General features: G+C 70.8%; 28 protein-coding genes and 2 tRNA genes. 15 read left to right on the top strand and 15 right to left on the bottom strand.

What is annotated here, in order from left to right:
* On the top strand, positions 1-1,425 hold the full coding sequence (locus ACT4N7_RS15465; protein WP_444829456.1) for a serine/threonine-protein kinase: 1,425 nt from the start codon (positions 1-3) through the stop codon (positions 1,423-1,425).
* A 109-nt stretch (positions 1,426-1,534) separates the two neighbouring features.
* Positions 1,535-3,523 (top strand): Stk1 family PASTA domain-containing Ser/Thr kinase, encoded by a 1,989-nt coding sequence (pknB, locus tag ACT4N7_RS15470; protein WP_444829415.1) that lies wholly within the window; start codon positions 1,535-1,537, stop codon positions 3,521-3,523.
* Between the two features lie 18 nt (positions 3,524-3,541).
* Here pknB and ACT4N7_RS15475 read toward each other — a convergent pair whose 3' ends face one another.
* A complete protein-coding gene (locus tag ACT4N7_RS15475) occupies positions 3,542-4,192 on the bottom strand; it encodes an aminodeoxychorismate/anthranilate synthase component II (protein WP_444829416.1) in 651 nt (216 codons plus the stop codon).
* A gap of 132 nt (positions 4,193-4,324) precedes the next feature.
* Between ACT4N7_RS15475 and ACT4N7_RS15480 the strand changes: the two genes are divergently transcribed.
* From ACT4N7_RS15480 to ACT4N7_RS15520, 9 genes are all read left to right on the top strand, one after another.
* Positions 4,325-4,849 (top strand): RNA polymerase sigma factor, encoded by a 525-nt coding sequence (locus ACT4N7_RS15480; RefSeq protein WP_444829417.1) that lies wholly within the window; start codon positions 4,325-4,327, stop codon positions 4,847-4,849.
* Positions 4,839-5,579: a hypothetical protein gene (locus ACT4N7_RS15485; protein ID WP_444829418.1), complete on the top strand. Its 741-nt coding sequence runs from the start codon at positions 4,839-4,841 to the stop codon at positions 5,577-5,579. Before ACT4N7_RS15480 ends, ACT4N7_RS15485 begins: the two co-directional genes overlap by 11 nt.
* A 187-nt stretch (positions 5,580-5,766) precedes the next feature.
* The gene (locus ACT4N7_RS15490) at positions 5,767-6,687 is read left to right on the top strand and encodes a hypothetical protein (protein ID WP_444829419.1); all 921 of its coding nucleotides are present in this window, start codon (positions 5,767-5,769) and stop codon (positions 6,685-6,687) included.
* A 26-nt stretch (positions 6,688-6,713) separates the two neighbouring features.
* Positions 6,714-6,983, top strand: coding sequence for a hypothetical protein (locus tag ACT4N7_RS15495; RefSeq protein ID WP_444829420.1), 270 nt, complete (start codon positions 6,714-6,716; stop codon positions 6,981-6,983).
* The gene (locus tag ACT4N7_RS15500) at positions 6,980-8,176 is read left to right on the top strand and encodes an FAD:protein FMN transferase (RefSeq protein WP_444829421.1); all 1,197 of its coding nucleotides are present in this window, start codon (positions 6,980-6,982) and stop codon (positions 8,174-8,176) included. The genes ACT4N7_RS15495 and ACT4N7_RS15500 overlap by 4 nt, the downstream gene beginning before the upstream one ends.
* Positions 8,173-8,784, top strand: coding sequence for a ferric reductase-like transmembrane domain-containing protein (locus ACT4N7_RS15505; protein WP_444829422.1), 612 nt, complete (start codon positions 8,173-8,175; stop codon positions 8,782-8,784). Before ACT4N7_RS15500 ends, ACT4N7_RS15505 begins: the two co-directional genes overlap by 4 nt.
* Positions 8,781-10,076: an NADH-ubiquinone oxidoreductase-F iron-sulfur binding region domain-containing protein gene (locus ACT4N7_RS15510; RefSeq protein WP_444829423.1), complete on the top strand. Its 1,296-nt coding sequence runs from the start codon at positions 8,781-8,783 to the stop codon at positions 10,074-10,076. The genes ACT4N7_RS15505 and ACT4N7_RS15510 overlap by 4 nt, the downstream gene beginning before the upstream one ends.
* The gene (locus tag ACT4N7_RS15515; RefSeq protein WP_444829424.1) at positions 10,073-10,276 is read left to right on the top strand and encodes a ferredoxin; all 204 of its coding nucleotides are present in this window, start codon (positions 10,073-10,075) and stop codon (positions 10,274-10,276) included. The genes ACT4N7_RS15510 and ACT4N7_RS15515 overlap by 4 nt, the downstream gene beginning before the upstream one ends.
* Positions 10,277-10,299: 23 nt before the next feature.
* A complete protein-coding gene (locus tag ACT4N7_RS15520; RefSeq protein ID WP_444829425.1) occupies positions 10,300-11,514 on the top strand; it encodes an APC family permease in 1,215 nt (404 codons plus the stop codon).
* Here the strand turns inward: ACT4N7_RS15520 and ACT4N7_RS15525 are convergent.
* Positions 11,501-11,656 carry a hypothetical protein gene (locus ACT4N7_RS15525; protein ID WP_444829426.1) on the bottom strand — a complete coding sequence of 52 codons (156 nt, stop codon included), beginning with the start codon at positions 11,654-11,656 and terminating at the stop codon, positions 11,501-11,503. The two genes, ACT4N7_RS15520 and ACT4N7_RS15525, sit on opposite strands and share 14 nt — an antisense overlap.
* Positions 11,656-12,528, bottom strand: coding sequence for a class E sortase (locus ACT4N7_RS15530; protein WP_444829427.1), 873 nt, complete (start codon positions 12,526-12,528; stop codon positions 11,656-11,658). The genes ACT4N7_RS15525 and ACT4N7_RS15530 overlap by 1 nt, the downstream gene beginning before the upstream one ends.
* Positions 12,529-12,687: 159 nt before the next feature.
* Here ACT4N7_RS15530 and crgA point away from each other — a divergent pair, with 159 nt between their 5' ends.
* Together crgA and ACT4N7_RS15540 are read left to right on the top strand one after the other, a co-directional pair.
* Entirely contained in the window at positions 12,688-12,954 is a 267-nt protein-coding gene (crgA, locus tag ACT4N7_RS15535) for a cell division protein CrgA (protein ID WP_444829428.1), read from the top strand.
* A 129-nt stretch (positions 12,955-13,083) separates the two neighbouring features.
* Entirely contained in the window at positions 13,084-13,515 is a 432-nt protein-coding gene (locus tag ACT4N7_RS15540; protein WP_444829429.1) for a PH domain-containing protein, read from the top strand.
* Here ACT4N7_RS15540 and ACT4N7_RS15545 read toward each other — a convergent pair.
* Complete coding sequence (locus ACT4N7_RS15545) at positions 13,512-14,435, bottom strand: rhomboid family intramembrane serine protease (RefSeq protein ID WP_444829430.1); 924 nt, start codon at positions 14,433-14,435, stop codon at positions 13,512-13,514. The two genes, ACT4N7_RS15540 and ACT4N7_RS15545, sit on opposite strands and share 4 nt — an antisense overlap.
* Entirely contained in the window at positions 14,436-14,993 is a 558-nt protein-coding gene (locus tag ACT4N7_RS15550; protein ID WP_444829431.1) for a peptidylprolyl isomerase, read from the bottom strand.
* A gap of 99 nt (positions 14,994-15,092) precedes the next feature.
* Between ACT4N7_RS15550 and ACT4N7_RS15555 the strand changes: the two genes are divergently transcribed.
* Positions 15,093-15,782 (top strand): hypothetical protein, encoded by a 690-nt coding sequence (locus tag ACT4N7_RS15555; RefSeq protein WP_444829432.1) that lies wholly within the window; start codon positions 15,093-15,095, stop codon positions 15,780-15,782.
* Between the two features lie 48 nt (positions 15,783-15,830).
* Here the strand turns inward: ACT4N7_RS15555 and ACT4N7_RS15560 are convergent, their stop codons facing one another.
* On the bottom strand, positions 15,831-16,370 hold the full coding sequence (locus tag ACT4N7_RS15560) for a DUF2020 domain-containing protein (protein ID WP_444829433.1): 540 nt from the start codon (positions 16,368-16,370) through the stop codon (positions 15,831-15,833).
* Positions 16,371-16,516: 146 nt separating this feature from the next.
* On the opposite strand from ACT4N7_RS15560, the gene ACT4N7_RS15565 reads away from it, so the two are divergent.
* Positions 16,517-16,939 (top strand): DoxX family protein, encoded by a 423-nt coding sequence (locus ACT4N7_RS15565; RefSeq protein WP_444829434.1) that lies wholly within the window; start codon positions 16,517-16,519, stop codon positions 16,937-16,939.
* A gap of 18 nt (positions 16,940-16,957) precedes the next feature.
* Here ACT4N7_RS15565 and ACT4N7_RS15570 read toward each other — a convergent pair whose 3' ends face one another.
* From ACT4N7_RS15570 to gyrA, 9 genes are all read right to left on the bottom strand, one after another.
* On the bottom strand, positions 16,958-17,125 hold the full coding sequence (locus tag ACT4N7_RS15570) for a hypothetical protein (RefSeq protein WP_444829435.1): 168 nt from the start codon (positions 17,123-17,125) through the stop codon (positions 16,958-16,960).
* Positions 17,126-17,289: 164 nt separating this feature from the next.
* Complete coding sequence (locus ACT4N7_RS15575; RefSeq protein WP_444829436.1) at positions 17,290-17,721, bottom strand: OsmC family peroxiredoxin; 432 nt, start codon at positions 17,719-17,721, stop codon at positions 17,290-17,292.
* A gap of 35 nt (positions 17,722-17,756) precedes the next feature.
* Positions 17,757-18,002 (bottom strand): hypothetical protein, encoded by a 246-nt coding sequence (locus ACT4N7_RS15580; RefSeq protein ID WP_444829437.1) that lies wholly within the window; start codon positions 18,000-18,002, stop codon positions 17,757-17,759.
* 56 nt (positions 18,003-18,058) lie between these two features.
* Positions 18,059-18,355: a hypothetical protein gene (locus ACT4N7_RS15585; RefSeq protein WP_444829438.1), complete on the bottom strand. Its 297-nt coding sequence runs from the start codon at positions 18,353-18,355 to the stop codon at positions 18,059-18,061.
* 304 nt (positions 18,356-18,659) lie between these two features.
* A tRNA-Ala gene (locus ACT4N7_RS15590) sits at positions 18,660-18,732 on the bottom strand.
* A 32-nt stretch (positions 18,733-18,764) separates the two neighbouring features.
* Entirely contained in the window at positions 18,765-18,905 is a 141-nt protein-coding gene (locus ACT4N7_RS15595; protein ID WP_444829439.1) for a DLW-39 family protein, read from the bottom strand.
* Between the two features lie 359 nt (positions 18,906-19,264).
* Positions 19,265-19,338 (bottom strand) — tRNA-Ile (locus tag ACT4N7_RS15600).
* 62 nt (positions 19,339-19,400) lie between these two features.
* Positions 19,401-20,216, bottom strand: coding sequence for a DUF3566 domain-containing protein (locus tag ACT4N7_RS15605; protein ID WP_444829440.1), 816 nt, complete (start codon positions 20,214-20,216; stop codon positions 19,401-19,403).
* A gap of 25 nt (positions 20,217-20,241) precedes the next feature.
* Complete coding sequence (gyrA, locus tag ACT4N7_RS15610) at positions 20,242-22,773, bottom strand: DNA gyrase subunit A (protein ID WP_444829441.1); 2,532 nt, start codon at positions 22,771-22,773, stop codon at positions 20,242-20,244.
* Positions 22,774-22,777: the final 4 nt, after the last annotated feature.

The raw sequence follows: 22,777 nt of genomic DNA on the forward strand, positions 1-22,777 counted from the left end.
TTGCTCACCTCGGGACAGCTCCTCGCCGACCGCTACCGGCTGACGCGCCGGATCGCGGTCGGCGGCATGGGCGAGGTTTGGGAGGCCGCCGACACCCGGCTCGACCGCAAGGTCGCGGTGAAGGTGCTCAAGCCGGAACTGTGCGGCGACGCCGAGTTCCTGCACCGCTTCCGCACCGAGGCCCGCACCACCGCCTCGATCAACCACCCCGGCATCGCCAGCGTGCACGACTACGGCGAGACCGCGTCGATCGTCGACGGCCCGCAGGACACCGCCTACCTGGTGATGGAGCTGGTCGAGGGCGACCCGCTGGCCGCGATCCTGGCCAAGGAGGGCCGGATCGGCACCGAGCGCACGCTGGACCTGCTGGAGCAGGCCGGGCACGCGCTGCAGGCCGCGCACGAGCGCGGGTACGTGCACCGCGACGTGAAGCCGGGCAACATCCTGATCACCCCGACCGGCGTGGTGAAGCTGACCGACTTCGGCATCGCCAAGGCGGCCGACGCGGCGCCGGTGACCCGGTCGGGCATGGTCATGGGCACGGCCCACTACATCGCGCCGGAGCAGGCGCTCGGCCACGAGGCGGAGCCCGCGAGCGATGTGTACTCCCTCGCCGTGGTCGGCTACGAGTGCCTGACCGGGCGCAGGCCGTTCCTGTCGGAGAACGCGGTGACGGTCGCGATGATGCACATCCGCGACCTGCCGCCGCCGCTGCCGCCGGACGTGCCGCCGGGCGCCCGCGCGGTCATCGAGGCCACCCTGGTCAAGGACCCGCGCCAGCGCTACGGCAGCGGCGCCGAGTTCGCGGCGGCGGTCGCCGCGGTGCGCGTCGGGCATCCGCTGCCCGCGCCCTCGGGGCTCGCGATGGCGGGCAGGCAGCGCGGCGGCCCGCCCACCGGCACGCACCCGGGCATGGCGCCGGTGCCGCAGTCCGGCCACGGCACGCCGGGGTCGGGGGTGTTCCCGATAGGCGCGCCACCGCGGTCGCACCCACCGCGCTCGCGCACGGGACTATGGGTCACCATCGCCGTGCTGGCCGTCGCGCTGATCGCGGCCCTGGCGTTCGGCCTGCCCGCGATCTTCCGGTCGGACAACCCCGACGAGGTCGACCCGCCGCGTGCCACCACGCCGACCACCGAATCCGCCGACAGCGAGCCGGGCGGCCAGCCCGGCAGGCCCACCGAGACCGGTTCGGCCGACGGCACCGTGGCCGTGGTGCCGACGAGGTTCGTCAAGCGGCCCGCCGCGGACGTCGAGGCCGAGCTGCTGCGCGACGGGCTGGAGCCGATCGTGGTCACCGAAACCGGTGTCCGACCGCAGGACACGAGGACGTGCATGGTGACCCAGGTGAGCCCGGTCGGCCGGGTGAAACGCGGGTCGGAGGTCACAATCGTGTGCAGGCCGCAGAACGGGCCTACAGGATGAGGGGGAACCCCTCGACCCCGGCCGGGGTCACACGAGTCACCTGCCCGGTTCGGGGGCGGATAGCAGGCATGATGGGACAGGACTTGACTAGGAGCGGGACTACGCACTGATGACCACACCGCGACTGCTCTCCAACCGCTACGAGATTGGTGAAACGCTCGGCTACGGCGGCATGTCCGAGGTCCACCGGGGCCGCGACGTCCGGCTCTCCCGCGAGGTTGCGGTGAAGGTGCTGCGCCAGGACCTGGCGCGCGACCCACAGTTCCAGGAGCGCTTCCGCCGCGAGGCGCAGAACGCCGCGGCCCTGAACCACCCCGCGATCGTCGCCGTGTACGACACCGGCGAGACCAGACTCGAAACCGGCCCGCTGCCCTACATCGTCATGGAGTTCGTCGACGGCCAGACCCTGCGCGACATCGTCAAGACCGAGGGCCCGCTCCCCGGCCAGCGCGCGATGGAGATCATGGCCGACGTCTGCGCGGCCCTGGACTTCAGCCACCGGCACGGCATCGTGCACCGCGACGTCAAGCCCGCCAACGTGATGATCACCAAGACCGGCGCGGTCAAGGTGATGGACTTCGGCATCGCCCGCGCGGTGGCCGACGGCCAGGTCGCCGTCACGCAGACCGCGGCGGTCATCGGCACGGCGCAGTACCTGTCGCCGGAGCAGGCGCGCGGTGAGCCGGTCGACGCCCGCAGCGACGTCTACGCCACCGGGTGCGTGCTGTTCGAGCTGCTCACCGGGGAGCCGCCGTTCACCGGCGACTCGCCCGTGGCGGTGGCCTACCAGCACGTGCGGGAGGACCCGAAGCCGCCGTCGTCGCTGAACCCGCGGGTCAGCACGCAGCTCGACGCGATCGTGCTCAAGGCGATGTCCAAGGGCGCGCCCAACCGCTACCAGTCGGCCGCCGAGATGCGCACCGACATCGTGCGGGTGCTCTCCGGGCAGCGCCCGGCCGCGCCGATGGTGATGACCGACGATGACCGCACCGCGGTGCTCAGCGCGGGACGTCAGCCGGACACGCGCGGCAGGCACCGCCCCGAGGCGCTCGCCGACGACTATGACGACTACGACAACTACGACGAGGAAGAGGAGCGCAGGCGCAGGCAGCGCAAGACCTGGCTGATCATCCTGGTCGCGCTGCTCGTCGCGGGCCTGGTCGGGCTGCTGTTCTGGCTGCTCGGCGGCAACGACGACAAGCCGGGCGCGGGCGACAGCTTCGCGCTGCCCGACGTGACCAACCAGCTCGAAGCCGAGGCGTCACGGGTCCTCAACGAGAAGGGGCTGGAGGTCAAGCGGGAGACGGTGGCGTGCCAGCCCGCGGCCGACGGCCAGGCGGGCCCGTGTGGGCCCGACAGCATCGGCAAGGTCATCGAGACGAACCCGGGCCCTGGCTCGGCCGTGCGCCGGGGCGACCCGGTCATGCTGCGTATCGGCGCGCCGCCGGGCAAGGTCTCGGTGCCGGACCTGGCGGGCAAGACCAAGGATGAGGCGGTCAAGGCACTGCAGGACGCGCAACTCCAGGCGTCGACCACGGTCGAGGAGGTCGAGGTCCAGGACGCGGCGCAGGTCGGCAAGGTCGTCGAGCAGGACCCGCCCGCCGGGCAGTCGGTGAACATCGGCTCGCCGGTCAAGCTGACCATCGGCAAGGAGGCCGCGGCCACCGAGGTGCCCAACCTGATCGGCCAGGACTACGACACCGCCGCGAAGAACCTGACCGACGCGGGCTTCAAGCCGCAGCGCAAGGACGTGTCGTCGGACAAGCCGGTCGGCACGGTGATCGACCAGGCGCCCAAGAGCGGCAAGCTGAAGCCGGGCTCCACGATCGTGCTGAGCGTGTCCACCGGCGACCAGGTCGAGATCGAGATGCCGGACCTGGAGGGCATGACGCCCACCGAGGCCCAGCAGGCGCTGCGGGACAAGGGGTGGACGGGCACGCTGAACGTCAGCGAGCGCCCGACCAACGACAAGGAGAAGGACGGCAAGATCGTCGACCAGCAGCCCAACAACGGGCAGAAGTTGACCAAGAACGGCACCGTCAACGTCGCGGTGGGCAAGCTGATCGGCGGCGGGATCACCATCCCGACCCGGCCGTAGCCACAGACCACCCGGTTGTCAGGCGAGTGCGCGGGTGAGGGCGCGCATGCCGCGTTCGAGTTCGGCGACGCGGCGCTCGGCGACGGCGTGGCCCGCCGTCGCCATCCAGTTGGCCAGCATCCGGTGGCCGCCGTCGGTGAGGACCGACTCCGGGTGGAACTGCACGCCCTCGATGGGCAGCTCGCGGTGCCGCATGGCCATCACGATGCCGCTCCCGGTGCGGCCAGTGACCTCGAAGTCGGCGTCGGGGATGGTCTCCGGGAGCACGGTCAGCGAGTGGTACCGGGTGGCGGTGAACGGGTCGGGCAGGCCCGCGAGGACGCCCGCGCCCGTGTGGTGGACCTGGCTGGTCTTGCCGTGCAGCAGCTCAGGCGCCCGGTCGACTGTGGCCCCCCAGGCGACGCCGATGGCCTGGTGGCCGAGGCAGACGCCGAGCAGCGGTAGCCGGGCGTCGGCGCAGCGCTTGACGACGTCGACGCTCTGGCCCGCGCGTTCCGGCGTGCTGGGGCCGGGGCTGACCAGCACCCCGTCGAACCCGTGCAGCGCGTCGGGCGCGGACAGCTCGGCGGCGTCGTTGCGCCAGACCTCGCACTCGGCGCCGAGTTGGGCCAGGTACTGGACGAGGTTGTAGACAAAGCTGTCGTAGTTGTCGACGACGAGGACCCGCATGCGGCAAATCTAGCGGCTCGGGCGGGAACCTGGTCGGTGTCGGCGGTGTAGAACAGCCGAACACCCTCACCGATCCGATCGGAGCAGTGGATCAGCACCCCAGTCGACCCGGACGCGGGCGCCGTGGCCAGGGTGCGTGCCGGGGACGCCGGCGCGTACGCGGACCTGGTGCGTAGGCACGCGGGTGTCGCCCACCGCGTCGCGGTCGTGCTCGGCGCGGGCTCAGACGCGGAGGATGTCGTGCAGGAGTCCCTGGTGAAGGCGTACCGGGCACTCGGCGGGTTCCGCGACGGCGCGCCGTTTCGACCGTGGTTGCTGCGCATCGTGGCGAATGAGACCAGGAACCTGCAGCGGTCGACGCGGCGCCGGGGTGCCACCGAGCTGGCGGCGGTCCTGCCGGAGCCGGTCGAGGACCCGGAGCTGTCCGCGCTGGCCCGTCAGCGGCGGGCCGACCTGGTGGCCGCGGTGCGGGTGCTGCCGGAGGGTTATCGGCTGGTGGTGACCTGCCGGTACCTGCTCGACCTGGACGAGCGGGAGACCGCGACCGTGCTCGGCTGGCCGCGCGGCACGGTGAAGTCTCGGCTGTCCCGGGCATTGCGGCGGCTGCGCGAGACCCTCGGCGACGGCGTGTCGACGGAGACCACCCATGCCGACTGACCCGCTGGCGCGCGAGCTGCGCGAGCTAGGCCGCGAACTCCGCGAGTCACCCCCGCCCCCGGGTCTGACGGCGGCGGTCCTGGCCAGGGTCGCCGCCGAGCCGATCCCGGTCAGGGCGAGCCTGCCCCGGCGGGCCGCCCGGTGGTTCGCCCGGCGGTGGCGGGCGCTGGTGTCGGTGTTGACCGGGTTGGTGCTGGTCGCGGCCCTGACCCCGCCGGTGCGCGCCGCGGTCGCGGAGTGGCTCGGCTTCGGCGCGGTCGAGGTCCGCACGTCCACCGGGGTGCCGCCCGCGTCGGCGCCGCCACCGCCCGCCGCGGGCGGGGTCGACCTCGACCGGGCGCGGGAGCTGGTGGCGTTCGACGTGGTGGTGCCCGCCGTGCTCGGGGCTCCGTCCGGGGTGGAGGTGTCCGCGGACCGGGAGGTGGTGTCGATGACGTGGACCGGGCAGGCCGCAACCGTGCGGCTGGACCAGGTCGGCGGCAGGCTCGCGCCGTACTTCGTCAAGACCCTGTACGACCGGGTCGAGTTCACCTCCGTGCACGGGGAGGAGGCGCTGTGGCTCGCGCGGCCGCACGAGGTGCGCGTGCTGACACCGGACGGCAGCGAACGCCGGGCGGACGCGCGGCTGGCCGGGCGGACGCTGATCTGGCAGTCGCGCGGCGTCACGCTGCGGTTGGAAGGCGACTTCGACCGCGAGCGCGCCGTGGCCGTCGCCGAGTCCGCGCGCTGAGCGGGAACCACGCGCCGCCGGGCGGTGTAGCAACAGCACCCACTACCCGAGGAGGCCCACCTGTCCTACCTTGCCGGGGCCAGGATTCGCGCTGGTCACGGACGAGCCGAAAATAACGACACCCCGGGTGAACCGGATCGGCGCTCCGCTCGTGTGAGTACCGGAAACCACCCCTTTGGAGGTGCACGTGGTTCGGTCGACCGTGTTCCCGGCGGCTGCGGCGGTGCTGCTGCTCGCCGCCCCCGCGGCGAGTGCCGCGCCGATCGACGACGCGGCGCTGGGCCTGCGTTCGGCGGCGGTGTGGCTGGACCCGGCCGCGGGCAGACAGCTCGACATCGCCGCACTCACCCAGGCCATCGGCGGCGAACCGATCAAGATCGCGATCCTGCCCGCGGGCCCGAGTGTCAGCGAGGTGAGCGTGCTGCCCCGCAAGCTCGCCGCCGACCTGCCGGGCAACACCATCGCGGTGATCGCGGGCCGGTACTTCTACGCGGGCTCAGCGGTGCTCTGCGACGGCGAGGCCGGTCGGGCGGCGTCGGGGGCGATCAACGCCAACGAGACCGTGCTCGACTCCGACGAGAACAGCGACCTCACCAAGGCGCTGACCGACTTCGTCACGACGCTGCGGGCGGCGCCGAAGTGCGAGGGCCAGCCCGGCCGCGGCGACCGGTACGCCGACTCGCCGGATGGCGGCGAGGCCACCGGGGTCGACGACACCGCGAGCGTCCTGCCGTTCGTGGCGGGCGGGGTCGGCCTTGGCGCGCTCGCCGTGGGTGTCTGGATCGCGCTCGCGCGCCGCCGCTCCCGGGCGAGCGCGGAGTCGGTGCGCGAACAGGCGCACGCACTCGTCGCCCGGCTGGGCGGCGAGGTCGCGGGCCTCCCGCCGGACCAACCCGCCGCCGCGGGCAAGCACGGCGAGGCCGACGCGCTGCTGCTCAGCGCCACCACCGACGTCCAGTTCGCCGCGGTGCGCCGAGCCGCGATCGAGGGCCTGACCGCCGCCCGCGAGGCCCGGGTCGCCCTCGGTCTGCCCGCGGGGGCGGAGATTCCGCCGCTGCCCGCTGAACCGGACGACCCGAACGCACGTGTGCCCGCCGACGCCACCTGACCAGGGGCGCGACACCAGGAGGACTTATGGTTCGCCCGCTCCACCCCGCCGCGCGGGACGCCGCAGCGGCCCGGGTCGTGAAGATCACCACCGGCGTCGTGGCGGCCAGCGTGGCCGGAACGCTCGGCCTCGCGGCCACGATCGCGTTCGCCGCGCCGCCGCCGAAGTCCGGCAACAAGTCCGACTACTCGGACAAGACAGTGGACAAGCCCGCGAAGAAGAACGCCCCCGCCCCCGCCGACGACCGCCCGGAAAGTTCCAGCGGCGACGAGGACACCACCTCGGGGGGATCATGACCGGCGTCCGCTTCCCCGTGTTCGGTACCACCGCGCACCTACTGGTCACCGCGCCCACCGCCCTGGCCCCCGCCGAGGCACTGCTGCGTGCGTTCCTGTCCGAAGTGGACACCGCGTGCAGCCGGTTCCGCCCGGACTCCGCACTGTCCACAGTGAACACCCAAGGCGGCGGCGAGTGGATCGATCCACTGCTGTTCGCCGCTTTGGAAGTGGCCCTGGCAGCGGCCGAAGCCACCGACGGCCTGGTCGACCCGACCCTGGGCAACGCCATGATCGCGATCGGCTACGACCGCACTTTCGCCGACATGGCAACGGTTTCCACGCCCATCGAGCCCGTACCCGGCCACTCGTGGCGCAACATCCACCTAGACCCCGCCACCCGCTCGGTCACCTTGCCCCGCGGCGTCCGACTGGACCTGGGCGCCACCGCGAAGGCATGGGCAGCCGACGTCGCCGCCACCCACATAGCCACCGCCCTATCGTGCGGCGTCCTGGTGAACCTGGGCGGAGACCTTGCCATCGCAGGCCCTCGACACCCGTGGAAAGTCCGCGTCACCGACGATCACACCGCCACCATCGGCGGCCAGGTGATCGCTCTACGCTCCGGCGGCCTGGCCACCTCCAGCACCACCGTCCGAACCTGGCACCACTCCACCCCCCCCCGCCCACCCCCCGCCTCGCCCGCCCCCACCCCGAACCCAAACCCCGCCTCGCGTTTTGCCAGCCCCACCCACAGCCCCCACCCGTCCACTGGGGGGTCGGCCCTGCGCCAGTCTATCGGTGGTGGGGGGCTTGGGAAGTGGGGCGGAATTTCTGTGGATGGATTTGGGGGTTGTGGACAGGTGGGAGACGACTGGCAGGTGGGAGACGACTGGCAGGGTGGTGCCGGCTGGCAGGTCGGCTACGACGGCGGACAGGCGGCTGGTGGCGGGCAACTCCGCGGCGGCGGGCAGGTGTTGCACCACGTGCTCGACCCGACGACGGGACTGCCTGCGCGGCGGGTGTGGCGCAGTGTTTCGGTGTCTGCTCGTTCGTGTGTGGAGGCCAACACGGCGGCCACGGCGGCCATCGTCCTCGGCACCAAGGCCCCCGGATGGCTGGCCGCGTACGGGGTGCCCGCGCGGCTGGTCGCCGCCGATTGCTCGGTCATCCGCGTTGCCGGGTGGCCTGCCGACCTTCAGGAGGCAGCGTGACCATCGCAGCTCCGCTGCACTCGACCATCACAGCTTCGCTGCAGTCGGACATCGCGGCTCCGCTGTTGTCGACCAGTACGTACTGGTACCTGTCCCGTGCCAGTGGGTTCATCTCGCTGGCGCTGTTCACCGCATCCGTGGCCCTCGGGCTGCTCACCGCAGGCCGGGTCTACTCACCCCGCTGGCCGAGGTTCGTCACCGAATCGCTGCACCGCAGCGTGTCCCTGGTGGCGATCGTGCTGGTGTTCACGCACGTGGTGACGATCCTGGCCGACGAGTTCGTGCCGATCACGCCGTTCGACGCGGTGGTGCCGTTCATCTCGGCGTACCTGCCGTTCTGGGTGGGGCTGGGGGCGATCGCGTTCGACCTCATCCTGGCGCTGATCATCACCAGCCTGTTGCGTACCCGGATGTCGCACCGGCTCTGGCGCTACGTCCATTGGCTGGCCTACCTGGCGTGGCCGGTCGCGCTGGCGCACACCATCGGGATCGGCACCGACAGGCTGTGGGTGCTCGCCGTGGTGTCGGCGAGCGTGATCGCGGTGGCCGTGTCCGGCGGCTACCGGCTGGCCGGTTGGCGCAAGGTAGCGATGCGGAGGCCGATATGAGCGCGCCCCAGACCACCCGTTACGACGGACGTCCGCGGCTGCTCGCGAGCTGGCAGACCACCGGCCGAACGACGCTGCTCGCCGAGCACGCGCAGGTCAACGGGCCGCTGCCGGTGCATGTGGTGCCGAGCCTGATCCAACTCGTCGGCGCGGCCGGGTTGCGTGGTCGGGGTGGCGCCTGGTTCCCGACCGGCCGCAAGCTCGCCACCGTGGCGGAGAACGGCCGCGCGGCGGGCGGCACGCACGTGATCGTCAACGGTGCCGAGAGCGAACCCGCCGCGGGCAAGGACAAGCTGCTGCTGCGCGCCGTGCCGCACCTGGTGCTCGACGGCGCCGAGTTGGCCGCGCTCGCCGTGGGGGCCACCCAGGTCACCGTGTGCGTACACCGTGGCGCGGGCTTGGCCGACGGGCTCAGGCGGCTCGTCGCCGAGCGCGCGGCGGCCGGGTGGGGCAGCGGACTTCCGATGACCGTGGTCGAACCGCCGCGCTGGTACGTATCCAGCGAATCGACGGCGCTGGCCAACTTCGTCGGCGGCGGACCGGGAAAGCCCCGCGCGGTGTCGACCTATGTGTCCGGTGTGGACGGTAAGCCGACCCTGGTGTCCAACACCGAGACAATGGCGCACCTGGCCCTGATCGCCCGGTACGGCCCGGACTGGTTCCGCGCCGCGGGCACCGGCGACGCCCCTGGCACCGCCCTGTACTCGGTCAGCGGCGCGGTCCGCGCGAGCGGGGTGTACGAACTGCCGGTCGGCGCGAGCGGGTGGGACGTGCTCGCGGCGGCGGGCGGGCAGGCGGCGCCGCTGCAGGCGGTGCTACTCGGCGGGTACGGCGGGACGTGGGTCCGGCCGGACGTGCTGGCCATGCCGTTCACCCCGGAGGCGCTCAAACAGGCCGACGCCTCGCCCGGTGCAGGCGTGGTCGTCGCGCTGCCGCAGGGTGCGTGCGGGCTGGTCGAGACCGTGCGGGTGGCGTCCTGGCTGGCCTCGCAGAACGCGCGCCAGTGCGGCCCGTGCTTCAACGGCCTGCCCGCTATCGCCGACGACCTGGCCAGGCTGACCTGGGCCCGCGACCACAACGCGCTCGAACGGCTTCGGTTCCGGCTCGGCATCGTGAACAAACGCGGCGCCTGCGGGCACCCCGACGGCGTGGTGAAGCTCGCGGCCACCGCGCTGCGGGTGTTCGCCGACGACGTCCGTGCTCACCTGGAGGGGCGCGGCTGCCCCGGCTGGCACCGGCCCTCGATGTTGCCCCTGCCCACCCCACCGAGCCCGAACGAGGGATGGCGATGAACCAGCGGCTCAAGGTCGACATGATCGGCTGCGACGGCCACGGCGTGTGCGCCGAACTCGTACCGGAACTCATCGGCCTGGACGAGTGGGGGTATCCGGTGATCTCGGCGTCGCCGGTTCCCGAGCACCTGGCCAAGCACGCCAGGAAGGCGGTCACCCTCTGCCCCCAGTTGGCCCTGCGCTTGGAGGCCGGGCGATAGCCGACACCACCGAGGGCGCGCTGGTGCGGCGGCTGGGTTTCGTCGACGCGACCTCGATCGGCCTGGGCTCCATGCTGGGCGCGGGCGTCTTCGTGGTGTTCGCCCCGGCGGCGGCCGCGGCGGGCGGCGCGCTGCTCGTCGCGCTGGTCGTCGCGGGGTTCGTCGCGTACTGCAACGCCGTCGCCTCCGCGCAGTTGGCCGCGGTCTACCCGTCCTCGGGCGGCACGTACCTCTTCGGCCGCGAGGTGCTCGGCCCGTGGTGGGGGTTCACCGCGGGCTGGGGCTTCGTCATCGGCAAGACCGCGAGCTGTGCGGCCATGGCGCTCACGTTCGCCGCGTACGCCGCCCCGGGCTGGGAGCGGCCGGTCGCGGTCGCGGCCGTGGTCCTGCTGACGGTCGTCAACTGTTTCGGCATCACCCGCACGGCCGCGTTGACCAAGGCGCTGCTGGCTGTCGTGCTGCTGGTTCTGGTCGGCACGATCGCGCTGGCACTGCCGTCAGCCGATCCGGGGACCGTTGGCGGCGACTGGTTCGGGCCGGGACCGCTGGGCGTGTTGCAGGCGGCCGGGCTGCTGTTCTTCGCCTTCGCGGGCTACGCCCGGATCGCGACCCTGGGCGAGGAGGTGCGCGATCCCGCGCGCACCATCCCGCGCGCGATCCTGGCGTCCTTGGGCGGCGCAATGGCGCTCTACCTGCTCGTCGGCGTGACTCTGCTGCTCGTGCTCGGCCCCGACCGGCTGGCCGCGTCCCGCGTGCCGATGGCCGATCTGCTGACTGTCGCGGGCCACCCGGGGCTCACCGTGGCCGTCCGCGTCGGCGCGGCGGCCGCGAGCCTGGGCGCGCTGCTGGCGCTGATCACCGGGATCGGCCGGACCGCGATGGCGATGGCCCGCAACCGGGACCTACCGCCTGCGCTGGCCGCCGTCGACCGGCGCTTCGGGGTGCCCCGGCGGGCCGAGATCGCCGTGGGCGCAACCGTTTGCTTACTGGTGCTCTTCGTCGATCTACGCGGTGTCGTGGGGTTCTCGTCGTTCGGCGTGCTGACCTACTACGCCGTCGCCAACGCCAGCGCGTTCCGTCAGCCCGCCGCCGAGCGCCGGTGGCCGCGGTGGCTGAACGTCGTCGGGCTCGCGGGCTGCCTGGTGCTGGTCGCCACGCTGCCGCCGCTCTCGGTGGTGATCGGCGCGGGCGTGCTCGGCGTCGGCCTGCTCGGCAGGCTGGCGCTCACTCGGTCGTGACCTGGTTGAACGGCAGCTTCGGCTCGGCCCAGGGAAACACCACGAACATCAGCAGCGCGACCACTCCGGCCACGAGCACCACCGCGGTGAGCACCCGCACGACCGTCGGGCCGGGCAGGTGCCGCCAGATCCACCCGTACATCAGCTCGTCTCCTTCAACTCGGGCGGCAGGCTCGCCGGGTTGGCCGGGTCCTTGGCCCACTGCTTCACCATGACCGCGTGCACGATGAGCCGCTGGCGGTCGGAGAAGCGCGGGTGACAGGTGGTGAGCGTCATCAGCGTGACCCGCTCGCCGACGCTGGCCTCGGCGCCGGGGCGGTTCGGCACCGGCAGGATGACCTCGCCTTGCCGCGGGCTGACGATCTCCTGCCCGATGACCTGGTTGTAGGGCGCACCGAGGGGCGTCACACCCAGGCAGCGCGGGTCGGTGCCCTTGCCTGTCGCCCAGGTCGAGACCTCGCCTGCCTTGGGCAGCACCCGGTAGACGAACCAACTGAACCTGGTCTCCACGACGATCGCGTCGCACGAGTTCAGCAGGTTGATGTCGTTGAACGGGGCGCCCTTGCCGACCCGATGGCCCGCGACCGCGAAGTTGCCGGGCTGGCCGGGGTAGGCGGTGTTCGGGTAGTGCCCGGGGCCGATCTCCAGGGTCTTGTCGGTGGTGCCGCTCAGGATCGTGAACGCGTAGTCGGCGCCGAAGACCGGGATGTACATCTTCGCGAAGCCCGTGCCCTCGCTGAGCCCCTCGAACCGCTCGACCCGCTCCGGGTCGAGGACGTCGGGCGAGCGCCACCGCTGGTCCAGCGCCGCGGTCGCGTCGCGCTGCTTGCCGGCGGACAGCAGGTCGGTCACGTAGATCTCGTAGCCGACGAACAACAGCACCACCACACCCGCGGTGATCAGTAGTTCGCCGATCCCGCGCACCACGGCCCGCATCCGATCGGGCTCAGGCACGTCCTGACCTGGGCCGACCATGGTGTCGGCGGACCGGCCCGGACCATCGAGCGGACTCACGAAAGCTCCTCTCCATGGCACACTGGACCTGCGGAAACCCGGATCGTTCGCGACTGGTGATTCGCTGACCCGCTCAGCTACGTTAACGTGTTGCATCGGCGAGAGTTGCGCCCATGCCAGTAGAACCGCACCCAACGCTCCACGTCAGGCGAGGACAGCATGCCGAAGTCCAAGGTCCGCAAGAAGGCCGTCTACACCGCGCCGACCGACCGTCGCACGCCGGTGAAGGTCAAGTCTGCGGGGCCGTCTCATCCCATCTACATCGCCGTGATGCTCGGCGTGATGCTGATCGGCCTGGCCTGGCTGGTCGTGAACTACATCGCGAGCGACAAGATCGCGTTCATGGCGGACCTCGGCAACTGGAACTTCGCCATCGGTTTCGCGCTGATGATCGCGGGCCTGCTCATGACGATGCGCTGGCGGTAGTCCACAGGCACTCCCCGGAGTTCACCGTGTCGCTCCTTGGTGTTCACACAGGTACCGCCGTTCGGCGGACAGTCACTGAACCACATGGATGTAAGTCATCCCCAGTGTGGATAACTGCTGTGGACAACCGTGCGACCTGACGACGCGGTGACTCCGGCGGACCAGTGGGCACCCCGGCGCGAGGTGGTCGGCGTCGGCTGGGCGCTGGCCGCCGCCGCCGCGCTCGCCGCCGTTTTTCTGGACGATCCGCGCGGCTCGCTGCTGCTGGCCGTCGCGGCGGGCGCCCTCGGGCTGCTGGCCCTGCACGGCAGCGTCGCCCGGCCCCGGCTGGCCGCCGACCAGTCCGGCGTCACGGTGCGCGGGCTGACCGGCAGCAGGCACTGGACCTGGGGCGAGGTCAATGTGCGGCTCGTGCGCACCCGCAGGCTCGGCCGCGACAGCTCGGCGGTCGAACTGGATGCCGACAACGCCGAGCACCCCGGGCTGGTCCTGCTGGGGCAACTCGACCTCGGCGCCGACCCGCGGGATGTCGCCGACGCCCTGCTGCGGCTGCGCACCTAGCGGGTCGTGATGAAGCACTCCAGGGCGGTCGGGTCGGTGCAGAACACCTCGTCGGTCACCTGGCTGGTGCGCAGCGCGAACAGCCCGACCAGCGCGATCGTCACCAGCACTACCGTGCCGACCTGCCACTGCGTGCGCCGCGCGGGCGGTGCGTAGAGCATGCCGAACGTCACCGCGGCGCCGACAACCAGCCCACCGAGGTGGGCCAGCAGCGAGATCTGCGGGATCGACACACTGATCGCCAGGTTCAGCGCGAGCACGCCGAGCACGGTCATCAGGGTGTGCCGGTCGCGCTTGAGTCGGATCACCGCGATCACCAGCCCGCCGAGCAGGCCGTAGATCGCCCCGGACGCGCCCGCGCCCTCGGCGCCGAGGCTGCCGAACACGTAGCTCGCCGCGTCGCCGCCGAGCATCGCCAGGAAGTAGACGAGCGCGAAGCGGACCCGGCCGAGCAGCAGTTCGAGGTCGCGCAGAAACCACAGCGCGATCATGTTGACGACCAGGTGGATCGGCCCGTAGTGCAGGAACCCGCTGCTGAACGGGCGCCACCACTGGCCTTCGGCGATCGAGGGCGTATACGAGGTCAGCGCGTGGAAGAAGGCCGACCGGTCGTTGCCGAACACGTCTTCGGCGAGTGCGACCGTCAGCAGGAACACGGCCACGTTGACCACGATGAGCGTGGGCACCAGCACCGGCTTGTCGGCCAGTTCGGCGCCCGCCACCGTGGTGGCCCTGCGGACAGTGCGGTTGGCCGCGTTGACGCAGTCGACGCACTGGAAGCCGACCGAGGCGTCCACCAGGCACTGCGGGCACGCGGGGCGCTCGCAGCGGGTGCAGCTCAGCCCGGTGGGTCGGTCGGGGTGGCGGACGCAGGCGGGCAGACCGGCCTGGGTCCCGGTCTGATCCGGCGGGATGCTCACTCAGTCCTCGGCGCGCTCGATGCTGACCTTGGTGATGACGATGTCCTCGACCGGCCGGTCACCGCGGCCCGTCGCGGTGCGGGCGATGGTGTCGACCACGGTGCGGGAGTCCTGGTCGGCGACCTCGCCGAAGATGGAGTGCTTGAAGTTCAGCCAGGTCGTCGGGCCCACCGTGATGAAGAACTGCGAGCCGTTGCGGTTCGGCGAGCCCGGGTTGGCCATGGCGAGCAGGTACGGGCGGTTGAATTGCAGTTCGGGGTTGAACTCGTCGGCGAATTCGTAGCCAGGGCCGCCGGTGCCGGTGCCGGTCGGGTCGCCGCCCTGGAGCATGAAGCCGTCGATCACCCGGTGGAAGAGCGAACCGTCGTAGAACGGCCCGGAACTCTCCCCCTGGGCGTTGGTCGTCGAGTAGTCCTTCGTGCCTTCGGCGAGGCCGACGAAGTTTCGCACCGTCTTGGGCGCGTAGTCGGGAAAGAGGTTCAGCCGGATGTCACCCTGCGAGGTGTGCAGGGTGGCCGTCACCTTCGTCCCAACGAGGGATGCGTTGCTGTCTGCCACCGGTTCATCGTGCCATCTTCAGCGGGATCAGGTCGGAAGGGGCAGGATTGACCGGGTTGGCAATCTCCCGAAAGCACAGAAGATGGACGAGGTGAAGCGATGACCCGGGCCGGAGAGACGGTGGGCAAGGCCGTCGGCACCGGCTGGCGCGCGGTGCGCCAAAGTGCCGTTCGCGCCGGTCACGCGGGCGCCGAGGCGGCCCACGCCGCGGAGCAGAAGCTCGCGGCCAAGGGCGTAGCCCCGCAGCAGGTCGCCGAGGCGCTGGTCGAGACCGCGCAGGTGGCGCGCGAGGAAATGCTCGCCACCACCCGCCGCACCCGCAAGCGGCTCGCGAAGACGGCCAAGCAGGCCCGCAAGGACCTGGGCAAGGCCGCCACGCAGGCCCGCAAGGACGCGGCCAAGACCAAGCCGGTCAAGCGGGCCGCGAAGGCCGCCGCGCCGGTGCATGCGCAGGTCAAGCAGTTGAAGAAGGACCTGAAGCCGCAGGTCAAGCAGTATCGCGCGGAGTTGCGCGAGCAGGTCAAGGCGGCGAAGGCCACGGCAAAGGCCGCCGCAAAGGATCCGTCCGCCAAGCGGCGCAGGCGCTGGCCGTGGCTGCTGGGCGTTGCCGCTGTCGGCGCCGGTGCCGCGGTGTTCCTGCGCGGCAAGCAGGAGCAGGCGGCGGCGCCGGTCGAGGTCCCGCCGACGCGCACCGTCCCCAAGCCGAAGCCTGCCGAGAGCCCGGTGGCCACCACCGAGCGCAACGGTCAGCCGAAGCCGACCAAGCCGATCTCGTCGGAGAAGAACTGACCTGAACGCTGACGGCCGCACCCGGTTCGGGTGCGGCCGTCGGCGCGTCTAGAGACCTAGGTTCTCGATCACGGTCTCGGTGATCCGGCGGGCCTTGATGGTCTGTTCCTGGTTCGTGGAGACCACCACAGCGGCCTCCGCCTTGGCCACGGCGTACACGGCGCCCTTGTCACCCGACAGAGAGCCACCTTTCCACCCGGCGGGTGATTGGGCCGGGTTGGACGTCGCTATGGGTGCTGCCTCGTCGACGATCGCCTTGGCGACACCCGGGTCGCCCGCGTAGACCCGCACGGTGAGCTGCACGCTGCCGTCCGGCCGGTAGAAGAAGCACGCGGGCTGCGGCTTGTCGGCCGACGTGCGCACCTTCGTCACCCGTTGGCCGTTGGCGTCGGCGACCGTGGCGTTGTCCAAGTACGGGCACGGGCCGTCGGCCGTCGGCTCGGGCGCGGGCGGGGCCACGGGTGCAGGCGGGGCTGTCGGCTGGCCGACCGGAGTGGACACCCGCGGTATCGGCTCCTGGGCCGTCGGCTCGGTGGCGCACGCCGCGAGGGCGAGCAGGGGCGCGGCGAAGATCACGACTCGTCTCATGGCGGAGTCAGTCAACCAGATGATCAACTATGTGGTTTGTGCCACACAGTGAACCTTTGCGCTCGCCGCCGCATTACAGAGAGTGTGACACCAACCACAAATCGGTGACACCCCTGTTGATCGACATGACTGAAAGAGAGCCAGGCATGGACCTGTTCGATCGAACCAAGGCCCACGTGCTAGCCCTGTTCCGCATCGTCGTCGGCCTGCTGTTCGCGAGCCACGGCGCCGCCACCCTATTCAACGTGCTCGGCGGACCGAAGGGCGGCAAGGTGCCCGACCTCGCCGCGTGGCCGAGCTGGTGGGCCGCAGTCATCCAGCTCGTCGGGGGCACCCTCGTGCTCCTCGGCCTCGGCACCCGGGTGGCCGCACTGATCTGCTCCGGCTCGATGGCCTACGCCTACTTCATCTCGCACCAGCCGAAGGAGCTGTGGCCGCTGCAGAACGGCGGTGAGCCCGCCGCACTGTTCTGCTGGGCCTTCCTGCTGATCGCGTTCTTCGGCCCCGGCAAGTGGGCGCTCGACCGGATGGTCGCGCGTTCCTTGTCCGAGTCCAGCTACGCCACCTGAGCCGAACGGCACCCGGGGTCACGGCCCGCCGCGGATCGCGGGCGCGATGGAGCAGGGCAGCACCATCGCGTCCTCGGCGGGCCGCTCGACCGTCACGTCCACCCCCTCGGAGAACCGGTACGGCCGGTGGTCGAGCACCCCACCGAGATGCCTGCGCAGCCGGGACATCTCGGCGCGCACGGTCACCGTGCAGTGGGACCGCCGCGCAGGTCCAGCCTTGGTGGCTGCGGACGTAGCGCTCTGCAGAGCACCTGCATCGGCCTGCGGGCAACCGGCGCGGCGCACCACCGCGGCGACGCCGTCACGCCAGAGCACGCGGCGCTCCTGTCCTGTGACCCGCCCCCGGGGACTCAGGCCAGGGTCGCTTCGAGGGCGATGTCGGTGCCGGCGAGCGCGGCGGACACCGGGCAGATCGGCTTGGCCCGCTCGGCGATGTCGGCGAACCTGGCGGCGTCGATCCCCGGCACGGACGCGGTGGTCGTCAACGCGAGGCCGAAGATCGCGAAACCCTCGCCGCGGGGGCCGAACGACACCATCGCGCTGGTCTCGATCCGGTCCGGCGGGGTGTCGTTCGCGCCGAGCAGGCCAGAGAGCTGCATCGAGAAGCAGGACGAATGCGCGGCCGCGATCAACTCCTCCGGGCTGGTCTGGCCGTTGGCCTCCTGCGCCCGCGACGGGAACGACACGGTGAACGCCGCGGCCTCCGATGTGTCTAGGGAGACCTCGCCGGCGCCCCTGGCCAGGTCGCCGGTCCACACGGTGGTCGCCTTACGAACGGTCATCTCGTACTCCTTGTTCGTGGGATGTCGTTGCTGAGTCAACTCCTGTTGGTGGCACTCCGCCCAGCGTCGAGAACGGCGTTCGGCTTCTCCAGGTGCACCATGTGACCAGCGCCGTCGACGAAACAGGCATCCGCGCGCCCGGCCAGCAAGCAAGCGTTGGCCGCGGGCAACACCGTGTCCGCACGCCCCCACACCACGGCGAGCGGCACCGCGTCGGGCAGCAGACCGGTGACGTCGAGCGCGTCGGTCACCTCGATCTCGCGCTCGCCGTCGACGGCCACGACGCCGATCGTGTGCTGGGAGTTGCAACCGGGCGTGGTTCCACGTGGAACCTCGATTACCGCAGGTCGTCCCCGCAGGCCGGGCGGCGGAACAGTGCGGCCAGCAGGAAGGGCACACCGAACATCGGCCCGTCAGGCGGCTGTTCCGCCATGGGGCGCAACTCGACCTCGGTGTAGCCCGAGAAGATCCAGCGCAGCGAGTCGGGGGTGTAGGCCAGCCCGCCGTCCAGGCGGCCCAGGCCGTAGAACTCGTCGTCAGGAAGTTCGGAGCCCATGGCGCCTGCGGCGAAGCAGGTGAGGGCGAGGTGGCCGCCGGGGGCCAGCACCCGGTCCAGCAGGTCCAGGTAGCTCACCCGGCGATGTGGCGGCAGATGGTGCAGGCAGCCGGAGTCGTAGATCAGGTCGTACTGGTCGTGCGACAGTGAGCAGGCCGCGTTCGAAGCAGGACACCAGGTTCTCGTCCGGCTTTGGCCGCGAAGAACGGGACCGGCTTCGCACGGTCGGCGTAGAACTGATCCCACCAGCCTGCGGCGTCGCGCGTCCATCGGTCGGCGTCTGTGGCGAACAACCGGTCCAGCATGCTGAGCAGGTCGTCAACTGTGCGGATCCGCCGGTCCACCGCCGACCTCCACTGTCACGCGTTGTACGGGGCAGTTGTGGAGACGAGGGGAATCGAACCCCTAACCCCTGCCTTGCAAAGGCAGTGCTCTGCCAATTGAGCTACGTCCCCGGTTCGGCGCGAGACCGTCGCGCCGACGGACTTCAGGACTTCTTGACGCCGTTGTTGGCTGCCGGGGCGGTGGCCTCGCGCCACAGGTCGGCCTCCGCCTTCGCCGAGCTCTTGCGGCGGACGACCAGAAGGACCCCACCAGCGACAGCGGCGAGCGCGAGAAGCTTCTTCACGACCTATGCCTCCTAAGGCACTTTTCGGACCAGTTCCACACTTCCGCCCCAGTTCACCCCTGGCACGGCGTGCTCCCAGTGTGCCACAACCCGCCCGAGCGAAACCCCGCCGGGTCAAGAGAAGACGCACCGTAGGCGACCACAATTGGTACATACTCATGCGAGCCGCAGGCGAGCGAAATCACGCTGGGTCGGAGGGACGCACCGTCGGCGACCACGCAGTTGCTTACCCACCTCGACGGCGCGAAGCGCCGAGCCACGCTGGATCGCGAGGGAACGCACCGTGGGGGCTCGGCCCCCAGAGACGACGACGGACGACCCGGTCTGCGCCTTCCGCAGACACGAATCGCCCGAGTCCGTGGGCCTAGGAGGACTTGAACCTCCGACCCCTTCGTTATCAGCGAAGTGCTCTAACCGCCTGAGCTATAGGCCCGTGTGGAACGCCAGAAGATTACCGCAGGGTACCGGGTGCTCCCAAATCGGATACCCCGGCGGCTACTCGCGTTCGGCGAGGGTGACTTCGAGGCCGCCCGCGAGGTCGGCTGAGACGTTGTAGACGAACGCTCCGACGGTGGCCAGGGCGCTGAACAGCACAATGTTGATGGCGCCGATGATGGCGGCGACGCCGAAGACGCGGCCCGCGCTGATGAGGGGGCCGCTGGCGCCGCCGTCGGCGCTGGCGTTGAGGAGTTCGCTGGAGATGCCGTTGAGTTTGTCCCAGACGCCCATGCCGTCCAGGACGGCGTAGAGGGCGCCGACGGCTACCAGCCAGACGAAGAACAGGGCTACGCCGAGGACCAGGGACAGCTTGAGGACTGACCACGGGTCGAAGCGTTTGATCTGCAGGTTCGCCCGACGGGGGCCGCGGCCTGGTCTGCGGACCGCGCCCGCGGTGGCCGGGGTGCGCAGGCCACCCACCCCACCGCCGTCGAGATGGACGGGGGTGCGGGGTGGGGTGGGGTCGGTCGGGTGGTTGCCGAACAGGTGGGACGCGGCCGTGCCGGTGACGACCGATCTGGTGGTGTCGTCCGCGGTGGGCCAGTGGGGAGCCGGGGTGTGGCCGTTGTCGGCGGTCAGCGACTGGGTGGTGTCGCCGTCCGGCTCCCTCGGCAGATTGCGGGCAGTGTCGCCGTAGGACTCGTCGGCGGGGACGCGTTGCCACGGGGGTGGGGTGGAGACCCGCGGCTCGGTGCCGTTGGCTTCGCTTGACGCGTCCACCGGGCCTACCTTGTTCGTCGTCGCGATGTAGGACGTTCGCTCGGACGGGTGCTCAGGGGTGGGTCCGGCTTCCGGCTTGTCGGATGGTGTCACGAGCGAGTCCCTTACCTCTGCGCGTTCACTCTTGCTCGGTCGGCTCGGCCGCGGGTTCGCCACCGCCGTCGCCATTGCTGTCGCCGTTGATCTCGACTGGCTCGTCCGCGCTGCGGGCGATGGCCACCAGCGTGGTCCCGTCACCCAGGTTCATCAACCGGACGCCCTTCGTCTGCCTGCCTGCCTTGCGGACCTCCTTGGCGGTGGTCCTGATGACGCCGCCCGCGGAGGTGATCGCGTAGAGCTCGTCGTCGATGTCGACGATGAGCGCTCCCACCAGCCTGCCACGCCTGCTGTCGTACTGAATGGTGAGCACGCCCTTGCCGCCGCGGCCCTGCACCGAGTAGTCCTCGATCGGGGTGCGCTTGGCGTACCCGCCGTCGGTGGCCACCAACACGAAGGTGCCCTCCCGCACGACGCCCAGCGTGAGCAGTTCGTCGCCGTTGTTGAAGCGCATGCCGAGTACGCCCGAGGTGGCGCGGCCCATCGGCCGCAGCGCCTCGTCGCTGGCGTGGAAGCGGATGGACTGGCCGCCCGCGGACACCAGCAGCAGGTCGTCGTCGGCGGAGCAGAGCACCGCGCCGACGAGTTCGTCGTCCTCACGCAGGTTGATACCGATCAGACCGCCCGCGCGGTTGCTGTCGAAATCGGCGAGCTTGGACTTCTTGACCAGCCCGTCGCGGGTGGCGAGGACCAGGTAGGGGCTGACCTCGTAGTCCTTGATCTGGATGACCTGGGCGATCTGCTCGTCCGGCTGGAACGCCAGCAGGTTGGCCACGTGCTGGCCGCGGGCGTTGCGGTTGGCCTCCGGCAGCTCGTACGCCTTCGCCCGGTACACCCTGCCCTTGTTGGTGAAGAACAGGATCCAGTCGTGGGTGGAGCAGACGAAGAAGTGCGCCACGATGTCGTCCTGCTTGAGCGCCGCGCCCTGCACGCCCTTGCCGCCGCGTTTCTGCGCGCGGTACAGGTCGGTCTTGGTGCGCTTGGCGTAGCCCGTGCGGGTGATGGTGACGACGACGTCCTCGACCGCGATCAGGTCTTCGACCGACACCTCGCCGTCGAACGGGATGATCCGGGTGCGCCGGTCGTCGCCGTGCTTGTCGACGATCTCCATCAGCTCGTCGCGGATGATCAGGCGCTGCTGCTCGGGGCTGGCCAGGATGGCCTGCAGCTCGGCGATGTAGCGCTCGATCTCGGCGAGCTCGTCGATGATCCGCTGGCGCTCCAGGGCGGCGAGGCGCCGCAACTGCAGCTCCAGGATCGCGGTGGCCTGGATCTCGTCGACGTCGAGCAGCGCCATCAGCCCGGTCTTGGCCTCGTCGGCCGACGGGGAGCGCCGGATCAGCGCGATGACCTCGTCGAGCGCGTCGAGCGCCTTGGCGTAGCCGCGCAGGATGTGCGCCCGCTCCTCGGCCTTGCGCAGCCGGTAGCGGGTGCGCCGGACGATGACCTCGACCTGGTGGCGGACGTAGTGCCGGATGATCTGGTCGAGCCGCAGCGTGCGGGGCACGCCGTCGACCAGGGCCAGCATGTTGACGCCGAAGTTGTGCTGCAACTGGGTGTGCTTGTACAGGTTGTTCAGCACGACCTTGGCCACCGCGTCGCGCTTGAGGCCGATCACGATGCGCATGCCGCGGCGCTTGTTGGACTCGTCGGTGATATCCGAGATGCCGGTGAGCTTCGCGTCGCGCACGAGCTGCGCCATGTTCTCGATCAGGTTGTCCGGGTTGACCTGGTAGGGCAGTTCGGTGACGACGAGGATGGTGCGCCCCTTGGTGTCCTCCTCGACCTCGACCACCGAGCGCATCCGAATCGAACCGCGGCCGGTGCGGTAGGCGTCCTCGATGCCCTGGGTGCCCAGGATCAGGCCGTGGGTCGGGAAGTCCGGGCCCTTGATCCTGCTCAGCAGCGCGGCCAGGGTCTCGTCTTCGGACGCCTCCGGGTTGTCCAGCGCCCAGACCACGCCCGCGGCGACCTCGCGCAGGTTGTGCGGCGGGATGTTCGTGGCCATACCGACCGCGATGCCGCTGCCGCCGTTGACCAGCAGGTTCGGGATGCGCGCTGGCAGGACGTCGGGCTCTTCGGTCTTGCCGTCGTAGTTCGGCGAAAAGTTTACGGTGTCCTCGCCGATGTCCCGCAGCATTTCCATCGCGAGCGGCATCAGACGGGCTTCTGTGTATCTCATCGCGGCAGCCGGATCGTTGCCCGGAGAGCCGAAGTTGCCTTGGCCGTCGACCAGTGGGTAGCGCATCGACCACGGTTGGGCGAGGCGGACGAGGGTGTCGTAGATCGAGGAGTCGCCATGGGGGTGGTAGTTGCCCATGACGTCGCCGACTACGCGGGAGCACTTGACGTAGCTGCGCTCGGGGCGCAGGCCGGTGTCGAACATCGAGTAGAGGACCCGGCGGTGGACGGGCTTGAGGCCGTCGCGGACGTCGGGGAGCGCGCGGCTGACGATCACGCTCATCGCGTAATCGATGTAGGAGCGCTGCATCTCCTGCTGGATGTCGATCGGTTCTACGCGGTCACCCTCGGGCGGCACGGTTGTTTCCGTCACGGTG

This window comes from Actinokineospora sp., from assembly GCF_052390155.1.
In the GTDB taxonomy this organism is placed as follows: Bacteria; Actinomycetota; Actinomycetes; order Mycobacteriales; family Pseudonocardiaceae; genus Actinokineospora.

Excerpts from the sequence above, each read along its gene's own strand:
- pknB (WP_444829415.1), top strand. The coding sequence starts at position 1,535 with ATGACCACACCGCGACTGCTCTCCAACCGCTACGAGATTGGTGAAACG.
- ACT4N7_RS15475 (WP_444829416.1), bottom strand. The coding sequence starts at position 4,192 with ATGCGGGTCCTCGTCGTCGACAACTACGACAGCTTTGTCTACAACCTC.
- ACT4N7_RS15485 (WP_444829418.1), top strand. The coding sequence starts at position 4,839 with ATGCCGACTGACCCGCTGGCGCGCGAGCTGCGCGAGCTAGGCCGCGAA.
- ACT4N7_RS15495 (WP_444829420.1), top strand. The coding sequence starts at position 6,714 with ATGGTTCGCCCGCTCCACCCCGCCGCGCGGGACGCCGCAGCGGCCCGG.
- ACT4N7_RS15500 (WP_444829421.1), top strand. The coding sequence starts at position 6,980 with ATGACCGGCGTCCGCTTCCCCGTGTTCGGTACCACCGCGCACCTACTG.
- ACT4N7_RS15510 (WP_444829423.1), top strand. The coding sequence starts at position 8,781 with ATGAGCGCGCCCCAGACCACCCGTTACGACGGACGTCCGCGGCTGCTC.
- ACT4N7_RS15515 (WP_444829424.1), top strand. The coding sequence starts at position 10,073 with ATGAACCAGCGGCTCAAGGTCGACATGATCGGCTGCGACGGCCACGGC.
- ACT4N7_RS15525 (WP_444829426.1), bottom strand. The coding sequence starts at position 11,656 with ATGTACGGGTGGATCTGGCGGCACCTGCCCGGCCCGACGGTCGTGCGG.
- crgA (WP_444829428.1), top strand. The coding sequence starts at position 12,688 with ATGCCGAAGTCCAAGGTCCGCAAGAAGGCCGTCTACACCGCGCCGACC.
- ACT4N7_RS15555 (WP_444829432.1), top strand. The coding sequence starts at position 15,093 with ATGACCCGGGCCGGAGAGACGGTGGGCAAGGCCGTCGGCACCGGCTGG.
- ACT4N7_RS15560 (WP_444829433.1), bottom strand. The coding sequence starts at position 16,370 with ATGAGACGAGTCGTGATCTTCGCCGCGCCCCTGCTCGCCCTCGCGGCG.
- ACT4N7_RS15565 (WP_444829434.1), top strand. The coding sequence starts at position 16,517 with ATGGACCTGTTCGATCGAACCAAGGCCCACGTGCTAGCCCTGTTCCGC.
- ACT4N7_RS15575 (WP_444829436.1), bottom strand. The coding sequence starts at position 17,721 with ATGACCGTTCGTAAGGCGACCACCGTGTGGACCGGCGACCTGGCCAGG.